This is a genomic window from Pseudanabaena cinerea FACHB-1277, from assembly GCF_014696345.1.
Lineage (GTDB): Bacteria > Cyanobacteriota > Cyanobacteriia > Pseudanabaenales > Pseudanabaenaceae > Pseudanabaena > Pseudanabaena cinerea.
Genome location: NZ_JACJPY010000008.1, coordinates 84,471 through 106,568, shown reverse-complemented (window position 1 = coordinate 106,568; position 22,098 = coordinate 84,471). Strand labels below are relative to the sequence as shown.

Genomic DNA, 22,098 nt, shown 5'->3' with positions numbered 1-22,098 from the left:
TTTGCTCAAAAACCACGTTAACCAGCTTTGACAACAGATTCCTACACTCCTTGCTGAATAAGACTTTCTGCTCCTCATTGGGCGGAACCAGTGCCTGATATCAAAAATTATAAAAATTTCTAAATTTATAAAATATGTCATTTTCCAAAAGCTTTTATCAAAATCTAGGTTTATTAATTGGCATAGTTTTGATAGTCATACTGCTAGTTCAACCACTTGCGATCGCTCAATCGATTGATGATTGGGTTAATCCACAACAAAAGGAGGTCAAACAGCAGTGGATTTACGATCACGCTGATTTGTTGGATTGGCAAACAGAATTAAAGTTGAATCTTCGTATTAACAAATTAGTTGGTAGAACCAGCGCTGAATTAGCGATCGCCACCATCCCAAAAATAGAAATCGAGCAATCTCCTCGTGCGTTTGCCTTAAAGCTATTTAATGCCTTGGGCATCGGTAAGAAAGAGACTAATAATGGAGTGTTGCTATTCGTCAGCAAAAGCGATCGGCGTATTGAAGTCATTACTGGCAAAGGATTGGGTGAGGTCTTGCCAGATCGCGAAGTTAGCGATTTGATTCAGCAAGAGATCGTGCCTTCATTTCAGCAGCAGCAATATGCTACGGGAATTACTCAGGGCGTAAATGCGATCGCTCAACGCTTAGAATCGCGACTCCCTAGCACAATTTTCCCAGACTGGATGCCGAAGATTTTCCTGTGGATTCCTTGGCTGATTGCGATCGGTGGCCCAGGTTGGGCGCTTTTCAGTACAGTGGAAGTGATGAACCTAAGCTTCACTCCAGTGCAAATACTCATCCCCACACAAGGATTTAATACCGATGCGTTTTCATCTTCTCAACTATTGGCTTCCTATTCATTTCCTGCTTTAATTGCTAAAGTTTACCCCGTCAAAAGCGATCGCCCTGACGAGAAAATCCCTAGCTTAGCTATCAATATCTTGGCAGGTGGATGGATATTGGGAATTGGATTAATCTATGGATTTTGGCAATTTGTCTTGATGTATCCTGAAGCAGAATTTTGGCAAAGCGATCGCCTGACTTGGTTTGTCTTCGGAATGGCTGGCAGTGTGGGGTGGCTTTGGGGTCTGTTGGTTAGTCGGATTATTTCCCGTGATTTGCCTTGGCTCTCAGTTGGATTATCTCTGTTGGTAGCAGGATTGCTTGCATTTTTGAGTGGCTCTTTTGGCTTTATCATGACGACAGCTTGGAGTGAAAATGGAATTATCGTCATGTTCTTAGTCTCGACTATAGCTGCATTTGCTTGGGCAACTTTGATCAATCCTTATTTAAGTTTCAAACGTCAACGGGATTATCGTAGCGATCGCACAGGCAAGACTCCACAAGAACTTACAGATCAAGAGATCGAAACTGTACTAACTCCAAAGGAAATTTCGGCGCGATCGCTAGGGAAATTAGAATTTCGGGGATGGCGAGAGGCTGAACTTGCTTTACCTATTACGCGAGAACAGGTTTATCTAGTTCAGCGTATTGATAGTAGCGCCAGTGTTTGCGCCCATTGTAAATCCTATGCAGTTGATGTTTCTGAGCAAACCGTTGAGAGAGCGATCGAATCACCTAAGAATAACAAAAATAGCAAAAAGAGCGATCGCCAACAAAAAGAAAAAGTTACCTCTACGCGCCTAGTAAAGCAAACGGTCTATAGCTGTCATTTTTGTGGCTGTGTCTTTGCTTACGATCAACGCGAACCCGCAATTATGGCTACCAGTGATTCCAGCAATTATAGTTCTAGGGATTCTAGCTATAGTAGTTCCAGTAATGATTCTAGTAGCTATGACAGTTCCTATAGTAGTGATTATGGAAGTTCCTCTAATGATTTTGGTAGTGATTTTGGCGGCGGTAGTAGTGATGGTGGAGGCGCGGGTAGTGATTGGTAGAGGAACATTATCCACCAAACGACCATCGCCATAGAATACGAGAATTCGCGGAAATAATCCGCCCATAGTTTGGGTCTTCCCTATAGGTGCTTCCCAGTCTTCTGGGCAGTTCGACGGTAACATAGCGCGGCAGTTGGGAAATCGCGGTTGTGCGAAGCCAAGCTTCTAAATTCGCGATCGCATCTAATTCAGTCAGGGGAACTTGAAAATGTTGGTTAATTAGTGCAGCAGCTTCCTGAACATTATTTGCTGATGATGCCTCGACATCATGACGAAACAGCAGTCGAGAGAATTCTTGCCGCAGGCGATCGGCATCGGAATTAGGGTCAAGATAGTTTCTCAGAGACTCCAACCCTTCTCCTGTGGCTTCAAAGTAAATATAATCACTATCAAATAGATCCCAAGAAATCTCTCCCAACTCTCCCGCCATAATTGCCGTCAAGAGCATTGCATCGATTGATTGCTGATCGAACTTGGGTGTGTGGAAGCTACGATCCAAGGAAAACAGACCATCGCGCAAAACTATCCACCCAGTGCGGATATCACTTGATTTAGCCACATAGCTACAATCTTTGTCAGGGCAGTATACCTGAGGCAATCGCCCTTGACGCTGAGTTTGTAACTCCTCAACACATTGATAAAATTCACTTGCGGATAGTTCCGTGATTGCTAAATCCTCAAAATGAATGCTTAGTTCTTGAGCGTTCGCAGATTGATTGCTGTACAAGCATGGATAGAAGTTATTTTGAGGTATGCGTCTGGTGATGATATCGGCAAACCACTCTTTTAGTTCAGCAGATGTTCTGTCCACAAAGATCTTTAAACAGATGGGACCGAGACTTGCATGATCGCGCCACATCCAATCCCAATCACGTTGAGTTTGAGATGCTTGGTCAAGCTCGGTTAGTAGCTGAAGAATCGTGTCTTGCCCTAATTGCCATGCTTGCGATGAACTCTGATCTGTGCGATCGCTCATAATATAGAATCCGTAATCTCGACTCTCCTGAACTTCACTATATCCCACGCCGCTATCAGGATGCGATCTATCGCCTTATAAATCGAGATTTACGGTAAGTGCGATCGCCTTTAGGAGATAGATTGTTGGGGCGATCGCCTAAAAATCACGACTCACAGTAATAGCGATCGCCACTTTACAAAAATCAAACAGAGATCGCCACTTCAAAGACCTAGTTTTTCATAATGAGAATTGCTGTTGCTATAGTCCTACTACAGCAGTTATTGCGAGAATGGGCTACAATGGCTATCAAAATCATCTGAATGTTATATGAATCTACCTGTCAATCCCGTACTACAGTCTCTCCAAAGTAAAATTCAGGCACTACCACAGGCTCAAAAACTCTCTGTAAAAGTTGAAGCTATAGATGATTTACTAAAAGTAACATTGAATCGTTCGGCTACAACTCAAGAACAACAGCCTAATTATGATTCTGTGTGGGAATCTCTTCGACTGTTTCTTAGATTATCCTCAAAAGATTTGAAAGGAGTATTTACTCAATTTATGCTTGTTGGGCGTGTTGAAGAAAAGCAAGAGTGGTCTAACTCTAGCTCAATTAACAGTGATGGAAACATAGCTAATACGCCCAAGGAAACACTTATTGGTGGATCTGCTTTAGTTCTCATACTTATAGTTTTAGGACTTCTTTCAAGATGTGCGCCCACGACATCAACAGCCCCAACCACGCCATCTGTACAGACTAAAGATCCTAATTGCCTATATATACCTGAATCATCTGTTCCTAGAGGAATGTCTTATGGAGACTACAAAGACAAGGTAAAACGTGAGACTGGCGCAAAATGCGTTTTCTTCACTGGCGGTTAGACAAACTAGCTTACGGTAAAATTTGATTAGCTTTTACCTATTTTTTGCTTAAATCTGATAGCACTTTATTGTTTGAATACTTGTGTATATACTCAAACTGCAATAGTTTTAAAATTTCCGTGCATTCTTTAAAGTGCTCTGTGGGGCAATGGTCAAAAGCTTATTCCTAGCTTCCAATTTTTAATCAAATAAATTTTATCTGTAATTTGCTGCTCTTATGAAATGTCCAGCCATCTTAATTATCTTGCTACTTTTAGTTAGTTGTTCCAGTCAAAACACAAGCCAGTCTTCACCTACAGATACCTCAATCTCTCCAATTACTGCTGAATCTCCAACAAAACAGGTTGATTATTTTGCTGGTGGAGTAAATAAGGCTACTAATGCAGCAAAGCTTGCTCAAACAGCAAAATCTGCAAGTGAATGGAGACAGGTGGAAGCAGAATGGCAATCTGCAATTAATTTCATGGAATATGAATCTACGTCAAGCTCAAATTATAAAGCCGCAAAACAAAGAGTAATGGAATATAAAAAAAGATTAACTAATGCCCAACAGAATGCCAGTCGATTGGAACAAGCGCAAGTGAAATTGCAAAACACTCAGATTATCCGTGGGGGAGAAGTTTTTAGAAGTCTTAATGGGATTCATCAAACTGCTGGAGAAGCTACTGCTATACCTGTCGTTAGAATCGTTATTCCTCAGTCAGGATGGAAAAAACTATCTAAATCGGATCAAATAAGCTTAGCAATTTATGCTGAAAGTTTGGTTTCAGTTGTCAAGTCTAATCCCTCAAATTATGTTTCAATTCCTTCATCCGCTCCCATCTATAACTCTTTTGTAAGTAAAATCGCAAATCTATGTCAGGATTGTTGGTCAATTGTCGTAAGCCGCCAAGATAGTCAACCTTATGGTATTGATGAAACTATTGTTCAAGGAGATACCCCGTGGAGGAGCGATGATCCCTGCTGTAGAGGGATCAAATCTTCCGAGTTTAAAAAGTAGGCAATGAATGCCCATCTAGGGATTTTTGTAGTGCTTTGAGTATCTCTTCCACTTTCCCTACTTTAGAAGTATCTGATTCATTTAAGCGTTGAATGAATTGGATATAATTTAACCGTTCACTATAGCTAGAGCCAGAAGGTACATTAAATGATTCAAGGAAAAAATTTAGATTTGCATAGTATTTACGCCCTGACGTTTCATGCTTTTGTACTTGTAATTGTTTCACAAGCTTTTTAGCATCAATTAAAGTATGAACTCTTGAAAACTTTAGCTGAAAATCTTCCCATGCTCGGCGCTCATTTTGTAATTGAATCCCGATTTTTGTTTTTCGTGTATTGAACATTTATTTGCCTACTTTTATGATGGTGAAGCAATTAAGGATATGAAGCATCCTTATTCTAACAAATTTCTGTAATTCTAGTTTTTAGTGCTTTCTATAGTTAAACGATCTAAATTTATTATCCAACGGGAACCTAAATGCTGTGCGAGTAAACTTTGAAGCTCTAGTCCCCCTAAAAGTTCTATGCTTGGATTACTATCTGCCTTTTCAATAGCTGGTTTAGTGAATTTGCCTGGTGTTACTAAAACTCCTTTAGTAGCTTTTCTATCTGTAACAGTACCTAATAACTCTTTGAAATGCTTCAAACCTACATTCCCTGTATAACACTTACATTGACCTATTAACAGTTCCCTTCTTCCAGGATCAGTTCTATAGCAAACCATATCAGCACCGTCATCTTTGCTGCGTCGAGTTAATTCTACTTCGTAACCCATTCTTTCATAAAGTTTAGCTACTAAAATTTCAAATCTCCTATCACCAAGCTTAAGAAGCATTTTGTGAATTTCATCTGAAGTTTGAGGAATGCTTAAATATCTTGCTCGTATAAGAGACATTGCATCTGAAATTCCTACGCGCCGACCATCAGGTAAAAGTTGGGCATGAGTATAGAAGTATGTCCTAACTACCTCCAAAACTGATTCAGGCTCATCTGGTAGTAAATCTAAAATCCAAGTTATTCCTTCCCACGCAGGCTCTCCATTTAATATTCGCCGATCAAACTCAAGCATTAGATCGGGACGATATATTAAACGATATTCAAGCCCATCAAGATCCGTTGGAAAAGTAGTGGGTTCTATAAGGAACTGTCGAAGTAAATCTCGAAAATCTTTATCTGAGCGCTCATGAATTGTGGATATATACTCCATCTTATGAGCGTCAGTTGGGAACTTATAATTAGGAGTATAGACATTATTATTACTGCACGCTTGAATCCACTCGTTAAGGGTTAGTTTCCCTACATCAACAACTGGCTTACCATCAATCTCTAAAATTTCTCCGTCTATTAGAATATAAGGATAAAAATTGTCCATTTAACTAACATACCTATTAACCCAACAATTGTATTACTTACTATAAGTGATCATCTTACTGATTGTAAAAGCTGATCGCTTTTGTGGAGATGATTGTTGAGGCGATCGGCTTGAAATCAAGACTCATGGTAATAGCGATCGCCTTTAGGAGATGGATTGTTGGTGCGATCGCCTTGAAATCATGACTCATGGTAATAGCGATCGGCTTTAGGAGATGGATTGTTGGGGCGATCGCCTAGAAATCATGACTCATGGTAGTAGCGATCTCCTTGAAAAGATAGATTGTTGATGCGATCGCCTAGAAATTATGACTCATGGTAATAGCGATCGGCTTTAGTAGATGATTGTTTAGGCGATCGGCTAGAAATCATGACTTATGGTAGTAGCGATCGCCTTTAGCAGATAGATTGTTGGGGCGATCGGCTTGAAATCAAGACTCATGGTAATAGCGATCGCCACAATCACACCACCGCTAACATCTCCTACTTTCCAAAAATTGAAGTAGTGTCTTTGATGTAGAATGTTTTTAGTGATACAGCCTATAGCTATGACTATTAAAGAGCAAATTATTCAAGAACTTGATCGCATCCCTGAGTCTTATCTGGAGAAGGTGCTTAGTTTTTTGTATTTTTTAGAAACTCCATTGACTCACGATGTTGGGCAGTTAAGCAAGGCGGAAGCGATTATCCAAAAAGGATTAAATACTGCGCTATCCAAGCCAAAGCGATCATCATCAGAAATTTGGGCAGAATTTGAATCTATTCGCAATAGAATTTCTGAAAGTGTAGCAACAACCGAGCAGCATTTATAAACAAGATGTTAAAAGTTGTTATTGACACTTCAGTATTTGTTTCTGCTCTACTATCTAAATCTCAATTAAGCTCACCACACCTAGTTTTACAAGCTTGGCAGCAAAGCAGGTTTACTCTGATTATGGCTCCTCAGCTACTTCAAGAACTCGTATTAAAACTATTACAGCTTGGAGTGCCTGAAGAAACTATTGAGGAATTAGTTAGCGTAATCGGTGAAATTTCTCTGCATATCTCTGGTGCTTATGAGGCTACTAGATTAGATGAAATTGATCCAGATGACAATAAATTTTTGGCGGCAGTTTTTGAAACAAAAGCTGATTACCTTATTTCTTTGGACAATCATTTACTTTCTATTAAGTACTATCATGGCACTCAAATATTGACTCCCCGTTTATTTTTGGATGCAATAGCGATCGCCTAGAAATCATGACTCATGGTAATTGCGATCGGCTTTAGTAGATGATTGTTTAGGAGATCGGCTAGAAATTACGATTCATGCTACTGAGCATGTGCATTTGATGATAAACGTTTAGTGGAAACGAGTAATTTCGATCATGTGTCGCGATCGCTGAAAACAGACATCAAATTCTCGAAAAAAGTTTGTTTGCCCAAGAATTAGTGGCACATGAGCAGCTTGCGTCCAAGCAAATGCTAGGCGAACTGGTTCCAGACTCCCAATTTGAACATCTACAAATAAACCCCTTGCTTCAACCTTTGCAAGATTTCCAGCTAATGGTAAGCGCACAGTCTGTTCCTCCCAAATCGCCCCCAATCGTAGCCCAATGTCATAAGGTAAAAGATTGACGGTAGAGCCACTATCTAACAATGCATTTGCGGAGACAGAAAAGTTTGCATAACTCAAAATTATCGGAATCATGGGTAATGCTTCATCGACAGAAAAGGGAAACTCGAACGTATTACGCATGATTAGCTACCTTTTGGTCATCCCGAATCATCTGCATTAGAATATTTGCAGCTTCTACTGAGTCGTATGGCGAGGAAACTGGATACTCTGAAGCAGAAAAGATAACTTGTAACTCAGCATCTGGGACTTGTGCGGCTAGAAGTTTGATGAGTGACAATTTATCTAGCTGACTCAAATTATTCACCAAGGGAAGTAATTCAGCGAGAGACATATTTTAAACTCCAAAACCTATACTTATAATAATGTATATATCGTTAATGCGATCGCCTATAAATCACGACTAACAATAATAGCGATCGCTTTGAAAAGATAAATTTTTGATGTGATCGCCTAGAAATCATGACTCATGGTAATAGCGATCGCAGTAACCTGCACTGAAGCACTATATACCCAACCCAGAAATGATATGATCTCAAAGTACTCCATAGCAAGGAGAAGCCCATGTTAACCCTAGAAACTGCCATCCAAAAAATTCAACAATTCCCCCACGAACAACGCAATAAAGTTATTGAATATATAGAATTTCTCGAATTTCAAGCTCATCGACAACAAAAAAAACAACCTGAAACAACTCTTGAGCAAAATCAAGACTTTTTCGCACTAGCGGGGATTTGGGAAGGGAAGGATATCACTTTAGACAACATTCGCAAAGACGCATGGGGTGAAAAAAATAATGATTTTGTGTGATACCAATATCCTATCTCAGAGCAATTCATTTAACTCATGGCAAACTACTCTCTAAGCCATAAGCTCACAATTCCCGATGCCCTGATTGCCGCTACAGCCTTAGCCAACGACCTAGAACTGTACACACTCAATATCAAATACTTTCGCTTTATTGAAAATCTCAAGCTATACCATCTCTAAACAAATTGCATAAAGAGAGTAATAGCGATCACTTTGAAAAGATAATTTTTTGATGCGATCGCCTAGAAATTATGACTCATGATAATAGCGATCAGCTTAGATCCCTTAAAGCTATAATACGAGAAAGTAAGAGATCTTTTGGTTAGAAAAATGACTACAATATCAATCTTGCCAATATCAGGTGTTAGCGGCGAAAAATCTTATCGAGCGATCGCTGGCGACAAGCAGTGGATTGGAAAAACTGCTGGGCAAGCTCTGGATGGTTTAACTGCTCAATTAGCTGAATCAGAATTTGGTGCGCTACTTGTTATTCAAAACTTTAATCCCGACCTATTTTTCAGTGCAAATCAGCAAAAGCGACTGTCGGAATTGATGGATTTATGGCGAGTAGCCCGCGATTGCGGAGCAACATTGCTACTGGATCAACAAGCAGAACTAGACGCTTTAGTTGATGCTGAATTACAGGCGGCAACTGCACGGACAAACGCTTTGATGCAGTACTAAACCAATGAACCCATATTACAGTGCGATCGCGGAACGTGCTAACCATTGTTGTGAATATTGCCATGCTCCAGAACTAGTTTTTAACTTTCCATTCGAGGTTGAGCATATCATTCCTCTATTTCGACAAGGTACAAATGAAGAATCAAATCTAGCTCTTGCCTGTAGGTCTTGTAATCTTCGTAAGGGGACTTGTATCAGCGCTATTGATTCTGATTCAAATGAAGAAATTCAATTTTTTAACCCCAGACAAAATTTGTGGAGTGAACATTTTCAAATTGAGATGGAAGTTGGTATGGTTATGGGAATTACTGCGATTGGAAAGGTCACTGTGGAAAATTTAAAGATGAACAGTGTTGCTCAAGTAGCTGCTCGAAAATTATGGGTTCGTTTGGGTTTATTTCCATAACTATTTCGCCTACAAACCCTTTAACAGATAGATAATTGAGGCGATCGCTTAGAAATTGTGATTCATGGTAATAGTGATCGCCTTTAGAAGATAGATTGTTGGGGCGATCGCTTGATTTGGAGAATTTGTCGGCAGTAGTAATTCATTAATTGTCATTATACTTTACATTTCTTTTTTTGCTAAGATTTCAATATGATTGTATTTCCAAATTAAAAGTATGAATACGGTAACTTTAAATCTTGAGGCGATCGCCAAAATCGCTGATGATCGGTTTTACGATCTATGTCTAGCAAATCCTGATGTCAAGTTTGAGCGTAATTCTAGAGGTGAGGTAATTATTTTGGCTCCGACAGGTGGCGAAACGGGAATTTATAATGCGGGTTTGATTGCTCAGTTTTGGATTTGGAATAATCGCTTGAAGCTTGGCAAGGTATTTGATTCATCGACTTGCTTTAAGTTGCCGAATAATGCGAATCGTTCGCCTGATGTGTCGTGGATTAGTTTAGAGCGTTGGGATGCATTAACCGATTCTCACAAGGAAAAGTTTCCACCGATTACGCCTGATTTTGTGTTGGAGTTGATGTCACAAACGGATACGCGCAAGGAGACTCAAGCGAAGATGCTGGAATATATCGAAAATGGCGCGAGGTTAGGTTGGTTGCTAGATCGCAGGGCAAATATTGTCGAGATTTATCGTCAAAATCAGGTGGTGGAAGTTCTCAATAATCCCGATCTGTTATCTGGTGAGGATGTTTTGCCTGAGTTTAGTTTAGACTTGCGATCGCTTTGAGTATAATTGTTGGTGCGATCGCCTAGAAATCACGACTCATAGTAATAGCGATCGGCTTTACGGAGATAGATTGTTGGGGCGATCGGCTAGAAATCATGACTCATAGTAATTGCGACCTCTAATGGATAGCCTACAATATTTAAGGAAAATCAGCCTTAGTTCAAAGGGAAATCAGATATGACAAGTGAATCTTTTGAAGAAATGCTTTCGGGAGGACATCCAAACTCTCTCGGTAGAACAATTGAAGTAGTTGACATGGTATTAGCTAATTCCACAAGACTTTTGGATTTATACAATTGTTATTTCAGTGCTGATGAAATTGTTCGACTTCGCACGTCTAATGCTATCAAGAGAATATCCTTAGAAAATCCTGAATGGCTTATTCCGTATATTGACAAACTTATCTCTGAAATATCAGATATTAATCAGCCTTCTGCTCAATGGACTCTAGCCAACTTATTTCAGACTCTTTCAGTTTTCATGTCAAATACACAGAGAAACAAAGCAAAGAATATTCTTCAAAAAAATCTTGAAACTTACACCGATTGGATCGTTCTGAACAATACAATGGAAACCTTAAGCAAATGGGCAAAGAATGACTCGATATTAAAGGAATGGTTATTACCACATTTGGAAAGATTAGCTCATGATTCCAGAAAATCAGTTTCGGGGCGAGCGAAGAAAATGAAGACCGCACTAATTTCATCCTAAACCAAGAATTTTGGATTAAGCTTCATTGCAATCTATGTAACAATCCGCTTGGATTCTGGCTGTATTGACATTGTTGGTGCGATCGGGATTGACCTAACACAAAATCTGGAGTAATTTTCCTAATGACATTTTCTAAACCATATAGTATTTGCCAGCTTTCCGCCAATGACTTGACACTTATGGAAGAACTATTGGCTGTCTTTGGTGAAGCTTTTGAAGATTTTGATACCTATAGCTCGTCTCGTCCAAGCGCGTCATATCTTAAGCGTTTACTAAGTAGCGATTATTTCATTACACTTGCGGCTTTAAAAAATGGAGCAGTCGTTGGAGGTCTCGCTGCTTACGAACTTCAGAAATTTGAACAAGAGCGCAGTGAAATCTATATTTACGATCTGGCGGTTGCCGCAGATCATCGACGTGAAGGAATTGCCACAGCCTTAATTCAGGAATTAAAGAAGATTGCTGTCGAGCGAGCAGCCTACGTTATTTACGTACAGGCTGACCTCGGCGATGACCCTGCGATCGCACTCTATACAAAGCTTGGTGTGCGTGAAGATGTGCTTCATTTTGATATTGCTATTGACGATAACAGCGATCGCCTTTAGAAGCTCGATTGTTGATGCGATCGCCTAAAAATTACGACTTATGGGAATAGCGATCGCCGAACTCCTCAAATCGCGAAAATAAGTCCCAAGATTTCTACGATCCCGATATTATTGACTATTCCCGCTATTATCGCGGTTTTCACCTTGGTACGGACGATAATCTGGGAGCAGTTAATTGGTCTGGACGCGATCGCATCATCTGGTCAAACACTAATCACTCTAATTGTTGCAGTCCCCTAAATTGTCTGACTCCTAAGAGCAGTCCCAAAACAATCGTGCTACTGACAAACACCGACCAAAATCTCAACAATTTTAATTCTGGTAACTTTAGCATTATCTTAGAGCGCCCCCAAAGCCTTCAGTAATGCAGCAAACTTGATTGTGGTTTCACTCTGCTCATTTTCTACCTGTGAATTTGCCACAATCCCTGCCCCTGCAAAAATCCTCGCCCGATCACCTTGAATATAGCCAGAACGAATGCCCACGCCAAAGGTTCCTTCGCCATTGCCATTTAACCAACCAATGGGAGCCGCATACCAACCGCGATCGCAGGCTTCCCATTGTTGCATAAAGCAAACAGCGCGATCCCTTGGGACACCACCGACCGCCGCCGTAGGATGTAACTGTTGCAAAATATCGAGAATCATTAGCCAATTGGAATTATAAATTTCCGCAGTAATCGGTGTATGCAGATGTTGGACATTGGATAGTTTTAGTAATTTTGTATTTACCTGCGGATCGATATTTGCCCCCATGGTTTGCAGGCGATCGCAAATGGAACGAATCACAAACTGATGTTCGCGCCGATCCTTCTCACTATGCAGTAACTGTTCGGCAAGAAGACGATCCTCCTGCAATGTCTTACCGCGTCCGATGGAGCCTGCAAGGGCATCACTGCGTAACCTCAGGCGATCGCCCTGTGCCTTAAATTGCAACACGATCTCAGGAGTTGCCCCCAAAAAAGTCTTACCCATACCACAATCTAATAAAAAAGAAATACACTCAGGATATTCGCACCGCAAGACATGGAGAATTTGAAAAGGATCAAAGGCACGGTTGGCTAACACATCGATCGCCCTTGCCAGCACCACTTTCTGAAAATGCCCTTGATGGATCAACTGCAAAGCCCTCTCGACTATTTCAGTCCATCCTTGCCGACCTTGCACTTCCTTGATTTGGCTAATCTCATGCAATGTTGGCGACTGGTAATAGGATGTTGCTTGCAAATGCGATCGCCAATGTTCTAAACGTGCCAATACTGCATCCACCTCATCCCAAGGCTGAATTTGATCGTTAATGGTCAAAATGCAGGAGGAGGAACTATGGCGCAATAACCATCGGGGAATAAAGAATAATAGACTGGGAAACTCTATTTCAGTGCGATACTCACAGAAATCAGGAAGATCGGCACAGGCATCGCCAGTATTTTCATAAAAGGAAAATGCGCCCAATACATGAATCGCCGATGCGGACAAATTCACATTGCCATCATCGGCACTAATCGCCAAATCGAGGTGGTTTTCGATAAATTTTTTTGCCAAGTCAAAGCGATCTCCCCCATCTTGATTGGCGATCGCAATCTCCGCCACTGTCCCCGCCGCCGCCAAGATCAAATCAGCATTAGCTTCTTCCCAATAAAATTTAGGTTGCTGACTATCAGCTTTGCTTGCCAATAATAGTAAGGGATTGGCACAGTCCCAATCTTGGGAATAGCTGAATAAAACTGCCGCTCCCACATTCTGGGCATTGGCGATCGCCCTTGTAATCCCATCGTACAGAGATTTAGAATCGCGGTGGCTGTAGGTGATACTCTGACGAAGTTGCATGACTATATTTTATAGCAGTCGTCAGCAATATACCAAAGCAGAAAATACCATAGCCATTTTCTGCTTTTATCTAAGAAATTTGTATGATCTAGGGGCAAATTGCCTAGGAAATCAGGTTGTCTAGCCCGTCACCCGTTGCTGTTGCCAATTCCTGTAAACGTTCTTGCTGATCCTTAGAAATACAGCTTTGAATTACATCCTCTAGGTCGCCTTCTAAAACTGGCTGCAATGTGAAATTTTGACCTAGACGATGCTCCGTGAGACGACTGTCTTTGTAATTATAGGTACGAATTTTTTCGGAACGGGAGCCTGTACCCACCTGCGATCGCCGCATGGATGTAATCTCGGCTTGCTGCTCACGCATTTTGATCTCATAGAGCTTAGCTCGCAGGATCTGCATTGCCCTTTCTTTGTTTTGTAACTGCGATCGCTCCTCAGTACAAAAAATTCTAATACCCGTTGGCTTGTGAAATAAATCCGCCGCCGTCTCCACCTTATTGACGTTTTGTCCACCTGCGCCACCCGATCGCGCCGTAGACATTTCAATATCCTTCGGATCAATATGCACCTCCACCTCATCCACTTCAGGCATAATCGCCACTGTCGCGGTAGAAGTATGCACGCGCCCTTGCGACTCCGTTGCGGGTACGCGCTGAACTCGGTGTACTCCCGACTCAAACTTTAATTTGCTATAAACGCGATCGCCCTGCACCTCAATGATCGCCTCTTTAAAACCGCCCATTTCCGCAAGGGTTTCGCTGACCATTTTCACGCGCCAGCCCTGACGCTCGGCATAGCGTGTATAGAGACGCACCAAGTCCCCTGCCCAAATACCAGCCTCATCGCCCCCCGTACCCGCCCGAATTTCCAACATGATGTTCTTATCATCATTGGGATCTTGCGGCAGTAGGAGGACTTGCAATTTCTTTTCTAATTCTTCAAGCTTGGCTGCTAGTTCCTCAACTTCCAAAGCTGCCATCTCTTTCATTTCAGGATCGCTTTCGGCATCCTTGAGGATTTCTTGGGCTTCTTTATAGTCTTGCTCAGCTTTCTGAAAGGATTCGTAGGTAAGTACAGTTTCTTCTAGAGATGCACGCACCCTAGCAATGCGCTGAAACTCGCCGTGATCGGTTGCCACGTCAGGATCACCCATCCGACGAGTCAGTTCATTGAAAGTTTGCTCAACAGATTCGAGCTTTTTGATTAGATAAGCAGCAGGCATGGATTTGGCGTTATCAAGAAGGAATATAAAAACGGAAATAGATTGCAGGGATTAGCCCCAATCCTACTTTTCGTCCTTAGCTGCGGCTTCGTCAAACATTCCGTACTTACGCAAGAAGCGTTCCACACGACCTTCCGTATCGATAATCTTTTGTGTACCCGTATAGAAAGGGTGATTCCCTGACCATACATCAACGTTAATTTCGGGCTGAGTTGAACCGATGGTAGCAACCACTTCACCGTTGCAAACTACCTTTGCTTCGGGATACCATTTTGGATGAATTCCAGATCTAGGCATAGTCTTAGGTATAAAAATCAGAAATTTAGCTTTTCTAGTCTAGCATAGAAATTACGAATTACGAATTACGAATTTACAGTGATAATCTGTGATGTAAATTACGAATTACGAATTTAGAGCAGTAATTCGTAATTCCTATAGCGGTTTTCAGTTGAGAGCAACACAAAAAATGTAATGGCAATTCATGAATTGCCATTACATTTTCTGTGTTGCTCCGTAGGTTAGTCATTTAAAAACTGCCACAACTGCTAATTCATAATTCGTAATTCATAATTCGTAATTCCTAATTCCTAATTCCTAATTCCTAATTCCTAATTCCTAATTCCTAATTCCTAATTACAAAAAATTAGCCCGATCGCTTTGAGTGTTAGTTAATAAAGACTCTAATTCTTGCCATTGGCTATTTTCCACAAGTGCAATGATTTCTTGCAGAGATTGCTGATAATTTTGCAATGCTTTTAGTAGAGCTAACTGATTATATTCCGCCATAAACCGCCCTAATTCAGGATTGCCGCCACCAACGCGACTAGTATCGCGGAAGCCTGAACTAGCTAGATTTTGGGCAAGTTGCAATACTTGCGGATTCTCTTCGCTTTGACAACTGTGGATTAAGGCGGCGCTGATCATTACAGGCAGATGGCTAATCATGGCGACAGCACGATCGTGATCGGCGGCGCTACATTCATATATTTGCATTCCCACCAACTGCCACAGCGATCGCACCTTTGCCAAAGCCGCCACATCATCACTAAATGTAATCACACAGGGGCGATCGCGAAATAGTTGCTTTTCGGCAGCGAGGATACCTTGAAAGGCGGTTCCTGCCATGGGGTGACTGCCAATAAAGGTTTGACCAGAGGCTGCACAGATAGCTGTAGCAGGTTCCACGATCGCCGCTTTGACGGAGCCAACATCCGTAAAAATTAGCCCTTTGGGAAGCTGGGGGGCAAGATTGGTAATAGTTGGCAAAATCGCGGCGATCGGCGTACAGATGACCACGATCTCGGTTTGCTGAAGTAAGCGATCGGGAATTTCTTGGATATTAGTTCTGGCAATATTCACGGCGGCGATCGCTTCTGCTTGTTGGCAAGTATCAGGATTACGGCTAATGCCCCATACAAAGTTATTATTACTATTTGCAGGATTTTCTTGATTGAGCGACAGCAGATCCAACCCCAAAGAGCCACCAATTAAACCTAAACCAACAATGCCAATATTCATAGGTAAAAATTTATTGAGAGCTGCCACGCGCATTCTGATTTTTCGTCCTGTATACTAGATTATAAGTCTTACCTGAATCAATGCCATGACTATCAAAGAATTACTAATTAAGGAAATTGATAATACTCCATCTGCTTTACTAGAGGACTTATTTAGCTTTTTAAAGACACTTAAATCTCCTTCACAATATCCATCTGCATCATATCAAGAGCTTTTAGATCGCATTGACTATCTAGAGACGATCGTGGGAATTCGTAAAGGACTTGATGAGTTTGCTCAAGGCAAGGGTATTCCTGCGGAAAATCAGTAATGTATAAAGTTCACCATTGTGGCGCAGGTTTGGCTTTGGCAGGGGGCGGCATTAAGTCCTATGTAGATGGACTATTGACGGCTTTGCCTGAGATGGGCGATCGCCATCTGATTACATCCTTAGCGAATTTAGATCAATCTCAATATGACCTGCTGCATATCCATGAAGGGACGATGTTGGCGGACTTAACGGGACAATGCCCTGCGGTTTACACTTTGCACAACCATGATAGCTATTGTCCTAGTGGTACGAAATATTTAACCGCTTCGCAAAAAATATGCGATCGCCAAATGTCATATCTAGGATGTACGTGGGGTCAAATCGTTGATGGTTGTGGCAGTCGGCGACCCGAAAAAATATTGGCAGGATTTCAGAGAGCCTACAGTAATTTGGAATTGCTGCAAAAACTGGGAATTACTGTAATTGCCAATAGTGACTATGTGCGATCGCAATTAATTTTTAATGGACTTGCCCCCGAACAAGTGGTAACTCTGCGCTGTGGGATTATCTCGCCGCGATCACCCCATGAGCCATTGACCAAAACCCTGCACCAAAGACAGCGCATCCTTTTTGCCAGTAGGATTGTGCCTGAGAAAGGACTAGATTGGCTCCTGCGATCGCTGTCCTATGTTGATAGCCAAATTCATTTAGATATTGCTGGCGAAGGTTGGGATTTGCCAAGGATGCGAAAGTTAGCAGAACAATTGAAACTTGGAGATCGCCTGACTTGGCATGGTTGGTGCGATCAAGAAAAATTAGAGGATCTTTACCATCAAAGTATGGCGGTGGTTTTTCCTAGTGTTTGGCCAGAGCCAGCAGGACTGATTACCCTAGAAGCATATGCCCGCTTTCGCCCGATCATCGCCAGTGCCGTTGGCGGTATTCCTGAACATATGCGCGATCGCACAGGAATTTTGGTAAAACCCAACGATGAACAGGCTCTCGCAGCCGCAATTAATGATTTAGCCCATAATTTTGAGAAATCTCAAGCGATCGGCATCGCAGGACATCAATTATTTGAGGAGGAGTTTACGTTATCCATCCATGCCGCAAAATTGACCGAGATTTATGATGCTGCGATCGCCAAATTTTGCCAATAATCTTTTCACCTTACGCTTTCGTGAATTTGTATAAAAGCTATTGGGGGCGCATCTTGATAAACTTAGCTGGCACACCTGCCCACACCTCATAGGCAGGAATATTTTCACAAACAACACTTTCTGACTCAATCACTGCCCCCTTGCCGATCTTGACCCCTGCAAATATAGTCACTTTATTGGCGATCGTAACCCCATCACCAATCTCAACCGGCGCATCGACTAAAGCATTTACCTTAGTGGCTAGTTCGGATATGTGTTCATCTTGAAGATGTGATGTAATAGAACAATCACTGCCAATACTAGTATCTTTGCCAATACTAATTGATCGCTTTACCGCAATCAATACATTAGAACCAATACGAACTCCTGACTGGAAAGTTAGTTTTGGCTCTTCCCACCATTGAAATTCAGCAAATTTAATGGTTAAATTTTGAGAAAATTGACAATTGGGGGATATGTCTATGAGTTTAAATGGTGGATCAATCCCCAAAATCTTGATCGATGAATGGATTTCAGTATTAATTTTTCTGTGATTCTTAATCCATTTTTTTAACTTGAACTTACTAATTGCTTGCTGAAGCAGTGGAATCTTCAGAACTATTGTTCTGAGAATATCTCGCAAATCCTGATAGAACTCTGGCTTATCGAGATTAATAGCTAACAAAGATAGGCGCGATAAAATATCATCGGGGTTGATCAGAGCTTTACTAGAACTAATAAAGGAAGCTGAGCGAAGCCGAGCTAATAAACTGCCACCTTGTGTTTTTTGTAAATGACGGGCAATTTGCCAAAGAACGGTGATCGCCATGGGATGTTTACGCTCTCGTAATAACTTTGCTTCATTTTGTAAACAGCCAAATAGAGGCAAAGCATTGTCACTAAAACAATTATCAGTCAGCACTGAAATCCGTTTCTCCCGAATTGCCACCTGTGTAGTGCCATCTTGATGAACCCGATAATAAACCAGAGGCTCCTTAAGATTAGAGAATTGGAACCGCACCACCAACCTTAACCACAAATCATAATCTTCTACATTAGGGATTTCCCTATAATTCCCAATTTGAAGTATAGCCGAGCGTCTAAACATAATTGAGGGATGACCGATACAGTTTGTCTTCAACAGGGTATGTACAATGTCATCATGACTAGTTGGCACATGATATAAAGGCTTTTGTATGTTCCCGTTTCCATCGATATACTTCATTTGACTGCCTAAAATTGCGACTTCGGGATGTGCCTGCAAGAAGGCAACTTGCTTTTCTAAGCGCTCAGGAAAGTTAATATCATCAGCGTCAATACGAGCGCAAAACTCGGTCTGACATTCTTCCACTAAACGTTTGAGTGAACCTCCCACACCATGGGGTTCACCTGTGAAGATTTTACCAGGCAAGCGATCGGGAATCCATTTGGCTAATTCTTCTAGCGTGCCATCGGTTGAGCCATTGTCCCAAACCAAGACTTCCCAATTTTTATAGGTCTGAGCTTCAATAGAAGCTAGTGTTTCTGGCAAATAAGGCATACCATTCAAAACAGGAATTAGCCAAGTTACACGATCTTCCATAAGTTACCCAATGAATTTTGATATTGTTGGTAGAGGGGATGCAGAGCGAGGCATCTACTTGTTTCCTGTTAAGTCATATATACGCTGGTATGCTGCATGACCTAATTCAATCTGTTGCTTTGCCATATTTAAAAGTTGGGGTCTCAAACTTTCAGATTGCTCCCATAGGTGACAAATCCTGGCAAAAAGTGTTTCTTCTATATTGCCATCATTTAAGAATACGACTTGAACACCCACACCAAATTGATCGGCTAACCCCACAAATTTATCAACATAATATTCAGACTTAGCCAACCCCACAACTGGCACACCTTGAGACAGAGCGAAAACTGCCGCATGGTAGCTTGCGGTCACGACTAGTCGGCATAATCCCGCATTTTTGATCACTTTTGTAGGACTGTCTAGGCTCCAGCCGCCATCAGGTTGATCGGTGTAACCCTCTATCAACTGCTGAATAGCCACACTATCGGGATCTTCTAGCCCATTAGGATCTAAGTGTCGGGATATGGGTACTGGCACTAGTGATGAACTATAAGTTGCAACTGCTTTGTGCAGAGCGTTTTTGACAGCTATCACTACTTCCATGTTGAGATTGGAATAATTGGAAATTCTGAGGTTTACACCAATACCATTGCCTAGATTTTCGGTGCGCGATTGATAGACTAATTCGATCGCATCGTCACCAGTGGTTATATATTTTTGTGATGTCACCCCAAAGCTATGAAGCAATGGCACACTAGCCCTCTTTTCGCGCAGACTAATTACATCAACATAAGGGAAGACCGCCTTAGCTCTTTTGATCGTATCAGCATCTTTTAAAGGTCCTAAGCCAACACCAACGATCGCCGTCTTTTTATGCAGAGCAATTCCTAATTCGAGGGTATTGATGACTCCGTTAGCATTATCAAGAAATACATCATTAATATATCCGCCTCCAGTTGCCATTACCAAGTCCGCACTAAAGAGGATTTTATTAAATGATTGAAATTCTTCTAAGAACTTTTGATCTTTTCTAAGAATAAATTCTAGTAACCATTTCATTAGGTGAGGCGATCGCCTACGTAGCTTTTGATCTAGACCTAATTTATAGAAGTAGTTGATAATTTTATTGAGAAAGGGGTTTCTTGATCCATATTTAAAAGACCAGATATTGCGACCAGAAGGCAGAAATGGATGGGTGTTAGGACAATATTTTGCTAATAGTTCGGGATCGGTTGTAATAATATGAATTTCGACATTGTTCCATAATTTTTGGAGACGAGTCACGGCAATCTGTAACATAGCCACGTCTCCCATATTGTTCAAATGATGTCCACTCTGCTCTATAAGGATTTTCATTTGGGGAAATTGTTTTGAATGGTAAAAATGATCGTCTGATTTTCTATAGGATTACCTAAAAGAAAAATTGCGCCGCAGGACGGCGCAACTTCGATTTTAAATACTTATTTCTTAGCTGTTCGCGGCATCAACTTCTGCAAAGGTCTTGTAGCACTTCTCAGAATCGTAAATATGGCAGCGATCGCCGATGTCTTTCATCAGTTCCCAAGAAAATTTGGTCTTGTACAAATACTCACCCCAGTTTTCTTCAAGACACTTATGGGCTAGACGCAAATTATAGGAAGGTATGCCTGTGGAGATGTGGTGAGGGATATGCACATTGATGTCATGACATAGCCATTCAACCCAAGCAGGGTAATCACAATGGACGGTTCCTGTTAATTGATCCGTTGCGGCGTGCCAATGCTCTTTATCTTTGAAGGCAATGTCGGGCATGGTGTGATGCACAATTGTGAAGGTACTCATCCAGAAATGATAGACCAGCCAAGGCATTACGAAAAAGTTGATTAACCCCACAAGACCGACCGTGTAGATCAACGTCGGGATAATGACTGCGCCAAAAGCTAGGACTAACCTGTAAGAGAATTTGACCTGATCGCGCTGGCGTTCTGGATATAGCTCGGCATTGAAGTGAAGATTACCCCAATGGATAATTGAACCAATCCACCAGAAGCGGGTGCGAATTAGTTTGTATACGTTAGAAACTAGTCCCTTGCCTTGCTCGTATTCCTCAATAGTAAAGGGATACCAAGCATTGTCTTCACTCATTTTGTTGGTGTGCAGATGATGGTGATCATGCTTGAAGCGCCAGCCGTGAAATGGGAAAAGCAGGGGCAGAAAGGCAATATGACCAACTAGGTCATTTACCCAAACCTTGTTGGAAAATGAGCGATGTCCGCAGTCATGACCGATTACAAACCAACCTGTAAGGGCTGTACCCGTAAAAATCCATGCTAAGGGCATAAGATACCAAGGTGCGAAGGCAATGCTGACATAGCCAAGCCCCGCAGCAATCACTGAAAATAAAACGCTAAACCATGCCCTGAGTGGCTTTTTTTCAAAATATGTGGTGGGGATGGTTTTAATAATGTCGCGGAGGGTGGTCTCTGAGGTAAGAGTGTGTGAGGAATTTTGTATGGCAACCACTACTGAACACTCCCTGCGGTGGTCAAACGTTGGCGGCTGAGGCTTTGCAATTGCTGAAACAGAACATCAATATCTGATTGTAACTCCTGAAGTTCAGCTTGTACTTGCTCGGAGTAAAGCTTTTTAGGCGTGGCGTTTGCTGTTGACATTTTTGCTGATACGCTTACTGAGGTTTGTTTTGATGAAGATTCAGTTTGTTGGCTCATACTTTCCCTGAAGAGTCTTATAAAATTAAAATGCTGTGATCACACCACAATAAATTTAAGGCACTTTAAAATTTTTTGTAATGAAACAAATATTAGCCTATGTGATGTGTATTTTTGTATATCTATA

General features: G+C 41.5%; 28 protein-coding genes. 14 read left to right on the top strand and 14 right to left on the bottom strand.

Annotated features, from left to right (window positions below):
• Nucleotides 1-134 precede the first annotated feature (134 nt).
• Nucleotides 135-1,913: a TPM domain-containing protein gene (locus H6F44_RS04760; protein WP_190349806.1), complete on the top strand. Its 1,779-nt coding sequence runs from the start codon at nt 135-137 to the stop codon at nt 1,911-1,913.
• 7 nt (nt 1,914-1,920) lie between these two features.
• Here H6F44_RS04760 and H6F44_RS04755 read toward each other — a convergent pair whose 3' ends face one another.
• Nucleotides 1,921-2,889 carry a hypothetical protein gene (locus H6F44_RS04755; RefSeq protein ID WP_190349805.1) on the bottom strand — a complete coding sequence of 323 codons (969 nt, stop codon included), beginning with the start codon at nt 2,887-2,889 and terminating at the stop codon, nt 1,921-1,923.
• 309 nt (nt 2,890-3,198) lie between these two features.
• Here H6F44_RS04755 and H6F44_RS04750 point away from each other — a divergent pair, with 309 nt between their 5' ends.
• On the top strand, nt 3,199-3,753 hold the full coding sequence (locus H6F44_RS04750; protein WP_190349804.1) for a hypothetical protein: 555 nt from the start codon (nt 3,199-3,201) through the stop codon (nt 3,751-3,753).
• A gap of 217 nt (nt 3,754-3,970) precedes the next feature.
• On the top strand, nt 3,971-4,753 hold the full coding sequence (locus H6F44_RS04745) for a hypothetical protein (RefSeq protein WP_190349803.1): 783 nt from the start codon (nt 3,971-3,973) through the stop codon (nt 4,751-4,753).
• Here H6F44_RS04745 and H6F44_RS04740 read toward each other — a convergent pair.
• From H6F44_RS04740 to H6F44_RS23490, 3 genes are all read right to left on the bottom strand, one after another.
• Nucleotides 4,743-5,096, bottom strand: coding sequence for a hypothetical protein (locus H6F44_RS04740; RefSeq protein WP_190349802.1), 354 nt, complete (start codon nt 5,094-5,096; stop codon nt 4,743-4,745). The genes H6F44_RS04745 and H6F44_RS04740 overlap by 11 nt on opposite strands.
• A gap of 74 nt (nt 5,097-5,170) precedes the next feature.
• Nucleotides 5,171-6,124, bottom strand: a complete 954-nt coding sequence (locus tag H6F44_RS04735) for a restriction endonuclease (RefSeq protein WP_190349801.1) — start codon at nt 6,122-6,124, stop codon at nt 5,171-5,173.
• 55 nt (nt 6,125-6,179) lie between these two features.
• On the bottom strand, nt 6,180-6,314 hold the full coding sequence (locus H6F44_RS23490; RefSeq protein ID WP_277874104.1) for a hypothetical protein: 135 nt from the start codon (nt 6,312-6,314) through the stop codon (nt 6,180-6,182).
• A 357-nt stretch (nt 6,315-6,671) separates the two neighbouring features.
• Here H6F44_RS23490 and H6F44_RS04730 point away from each other — a divergent pair, with 357 nt between their 5' ends.
• Together H6F44_RS04730 and H6F44_RS04725 are read left to right on the top strand one after the other, a co-directional pair.
• Nucleotides 6,672-6,935, top strand: a complete 264-nt coding sequence (locus H6F44_RS04730; protein WP_190349800.1) for a hypothetical protein — start codon at nt 6,672-6,674, stop codon at nt 6,933-6,935.
• Nucleotides 6,936-6,940: 5 nt separating this feature from the next.
• Nucleotides 6,941-7,357: a putative toxin-antitoxin system toxin component, PIN family gene (locus H6F44_RS04725; RefSeq protein ID WP_190349799.1), complete on the top strand. Its 417-nt coding sequence runs from the start codon at nt 6,941-6,943 to the stop codon at nt 7,355-7,357.
• Between the two features lie 108 nt (nt 7,358-7,465).
• Here H6F44_RS04725 and H6F44_RS04720 read toward each other — a convergent pair whose 3' ends face one another.
• Complete coding sequence (locus H6F44_RS04720; protein ID WP_190349798.1) at nt 7,466-7,861, bottom strand: pepsin/retropepsin-like aspartic protease family protein; 396 nt, start codon at nt 7,859-7,861, stop codon at nt 7,466-7,468.
• Nucleotides 7,854-8,072: a hypothetical protein gene (locus H6F44_RS04715; RefSeq protein ID WP_190349797.1), complete on the bottom strand. Its 219-nt coding sequence runs from the start codon at nt 8,070-8,072 to the stop codon at nt 7,854-7,856. The genes H6F44_RS04720 and H6F44_RS04715 overlap by 8 nt, the downstream gene beginning before the upstream one ends.
• A gap of 230 nt (nt 8,073-8,302) precedes the next feature.
• Between H6F44_RS04715 and H6F44_RS04710 the strand changes: the two genes are divergently transcribed.
• The 7 genes from H6F44_RS04710 to H6F44_RS04680 all read left to right on the top strand — a co-directional run bounded on the left by H6F44_RS04710 (nt 8,303) and on the right by H6F44_RS04680 (nt 11,744).
• Complete coding sequence (locus H6F44_RS04710) at nt 8,303-8,548, top strand: DUF2281 domain-containing protein (protein ID WP_190349796.1); 246 nt, start codon at nt 8,303-8,305, stop codon at nt 8,546-8,548.
• 36 nt (nt 8,549-8,584) lie between these two features.
• Nucleotides 8,585-8,728 (top strand): PIN domain-containing protein, encoded by a 144-nt coding sequence (locus tag H6F44_RS04705; RefSeq protein WP_199301990.1) that lies wholly within the window; start codon nt 8,585-8,587, stop codon nt 8,726-8,728.
• Nucleotides 8,729-8,878: 150 nt separating this feature from the next.
• The gene (locus H6F44_RS04700; protein ID WP_190349795.1) at nt 8,879-9,232 is read left to right on the top strand and encodes a hypothetical protein; all 354 of its coding nucleotides are present in this window, start codon (nt 8,879-8,881) and stop codon (nt 9,230-9,232) included.
• 4 nt (nt 9,233-9,236) lie between these two features.
• Nucleotides 9,237-9,638: an HNH endonuclease gene (locus H6F44_RS04695; protein ID WP_190349794.1), complete on the top strand. Its 402-nt coding sequence runs from the start codon at nt 9,237-9,239 to the stop codon at nt 9,636-9,638.
• Between the two features lie 217 nt (nt 9,639-9,855).
• A complete protein-coding gene (locus H6F44_RS04690; protein ID WP_190349793.1) occupies nt 9,856-10,428 on the top strand; it encodes a Uma2 family endonuclease in 573 nt (190 codons plus the stop codon).
• 177 nt (nt 10,429-10,605) lie between these two features.
• Nucleotides 10,606-11,139 (top strand): hypothetical protein, encoded by a 534-nt coding sequence (locus H6F44_RS04685; RefSeq protein ID WP_190349792.1) that lies wholly within the window; start codon nt 10,606-10,608, stop codon nt 11,137-11,139.
• A 122-nt stretch (nt 11,140-11,261) separates the two neighbouring features.
• Nucleotides 11,262-11,744: an AAC(3)-I family aminoglycoside N-acetyltransferase gene (locus H6F44_RS04680; protein ID WP_190349791.1), complete on the top strand. Its 483-nt coding sequence runs from the start codon at nt 11,262-11,264 to the stop codon at nt 11,742-11,744.
• Between the two features lie 338 nt (nt 11,745-12,082).
• On the opposite strand, the gene H6F44_RS04675 is transcribed toward H6F44_RS04680, so the two are convergent.
• From H6F44_RS04675 to H6F44_RS04660, 4 genes are all read right to left on the bottom strand, one after another.
• The gene (locus tag H6F44_RS04675) at nt 12,083-13,570 is read right to left on the bottom strand and encodes an isochorismate synthase (RefSeq protein WP_190349790.1); all 1,488 of its coding nucleotides are present in this window, start codon (nt 13,568-13,570) and stop codon (nt 12,083-12,085) included.
• Between the two features lie 103 nt (nt 13,571-13,673).
• Complete coding sequence (prfA, locus tag H6F44_RS04670; protein WP_190349789.1) at nt 13,674-14,792, bottom strand: peptide chain release factor 1; 1,119 nt, start codon at nt 14,790-14,792, stop codon at nt 13,674-13,676.
• 63 nt (nt 14,793-14,855) lie between these two features.
• Nucleotides 14,856-15,089: a 50S ribosomal protein L31 gene (gene rpmE, locus H6F44_RS04665; RefSeq protein ID WP_190349788.1), complete on the bottom strand. Its 234-nt coding sequence runs from the start codon at nt 15,087-15,089 to the stop codon at nt 14,856-14,858.
• A gap of 336 nt (nt 15,090-15,425) precedes the next feature.
• Nucleotides 15,426-16,310: a prephenate/arogenate dehydrogenase gene (locus tag H6F44_RS04660; protein ID WP_190349787.1), complete on the bottom strand. Its 885-nt coding sequence runs from the start codon at nt 16,308-16,310 to the stop codon at nt 15,426-15,428.
• 85 nt (nt 16,311-16,395) lie between these two features.
• On the opposite strand from H6F44_RS04660, the gene H6F44_RS04655 reads away from it, so the two are divergent.
• Nucleotides 16,396-16,620: a prevent-host-death family protein gene (locus H6F44_RS04655; RefSeq protein ID WP_190349786.1), complete on the top strand. Its 225-nt coding sequence runs from the start codon at nt 16,396-16,398 to the stop codon at nt 16,618-16,620.
• The gene (locus H6F44_RS04650) at nt 16,620-17,720 is read left to right on the top strand and encodes a glycosyltransferase family 4 protein (protein WP_190349785.1); all 1,101 of its coding nucleotides are present in this window, start codon (nt 16,620-16,622) and stop codon (nt 17,718-17,720) included. Before H6F44_RS04655 ends, H6F44_RS04650 begins: the two co-directional genes overlap by 1 nt.
• 37 nt (nt 17,721-17,757) lie before the next feature.
• On the opposite strand, the gene H6F44_RS04645 is transcribed toward H6F44_RS04650, so the two are convergent.
• From H6F44_RS04645 to H6F44_RS04630, 4 genes are all read right to left on the bottom strand, one after another.
• Complete coding sequence (locus H6F44_RS04645; protein WP_190349784.1) at nt 17,758-19,281, bottom strand: glycosyltransferase; 1,524 nt, start codon at nt 19,279-19,281, stop codon at nt 17,758-17,760.
• Nucleotides 19,282-19,335: 54 nt separating this feature from the next.
• Nucleotides 19,336-20,619, bottom strand: a complete 1,284-nt coding sequence (locus H6F44_RS04640) for a polysaccharide pyruvyl transferase family protein (RefSeq protein ID WP_190349783.1) — start codon at nt 20,617-20,619, stop codon at nt 19,336-19,338.
• Nucleotides 20,620-20,730: 111 nt separating this feature from the next.
• On the bottom strand, nt 20,731-21,765 hold the full coding sequence (locus tag H6F44_RS04635) for a fatty acid desaturase (protein ID WP_190349782.1): 1,035 nt from the start codon (nt 21,763-21,765) through the stop codon (nt 20,731-20,733).
• Complete coding sequence (locus H6F44_RS04630; RefSeq protein WP_190349781.1) at nt 21,765-21,971, bottom strand: hypothetical protein; 207 nt, start codon at nt 21,969-21,971, stop codon at nt 21,765-21,767. Before H6F44_RS04630 ends, H6F44_RS04635 begins: the two co-directional genes overlap by 1 nt.
• Nucleotides 21,972-22,098: the final 127 nt, after the last annotated feature.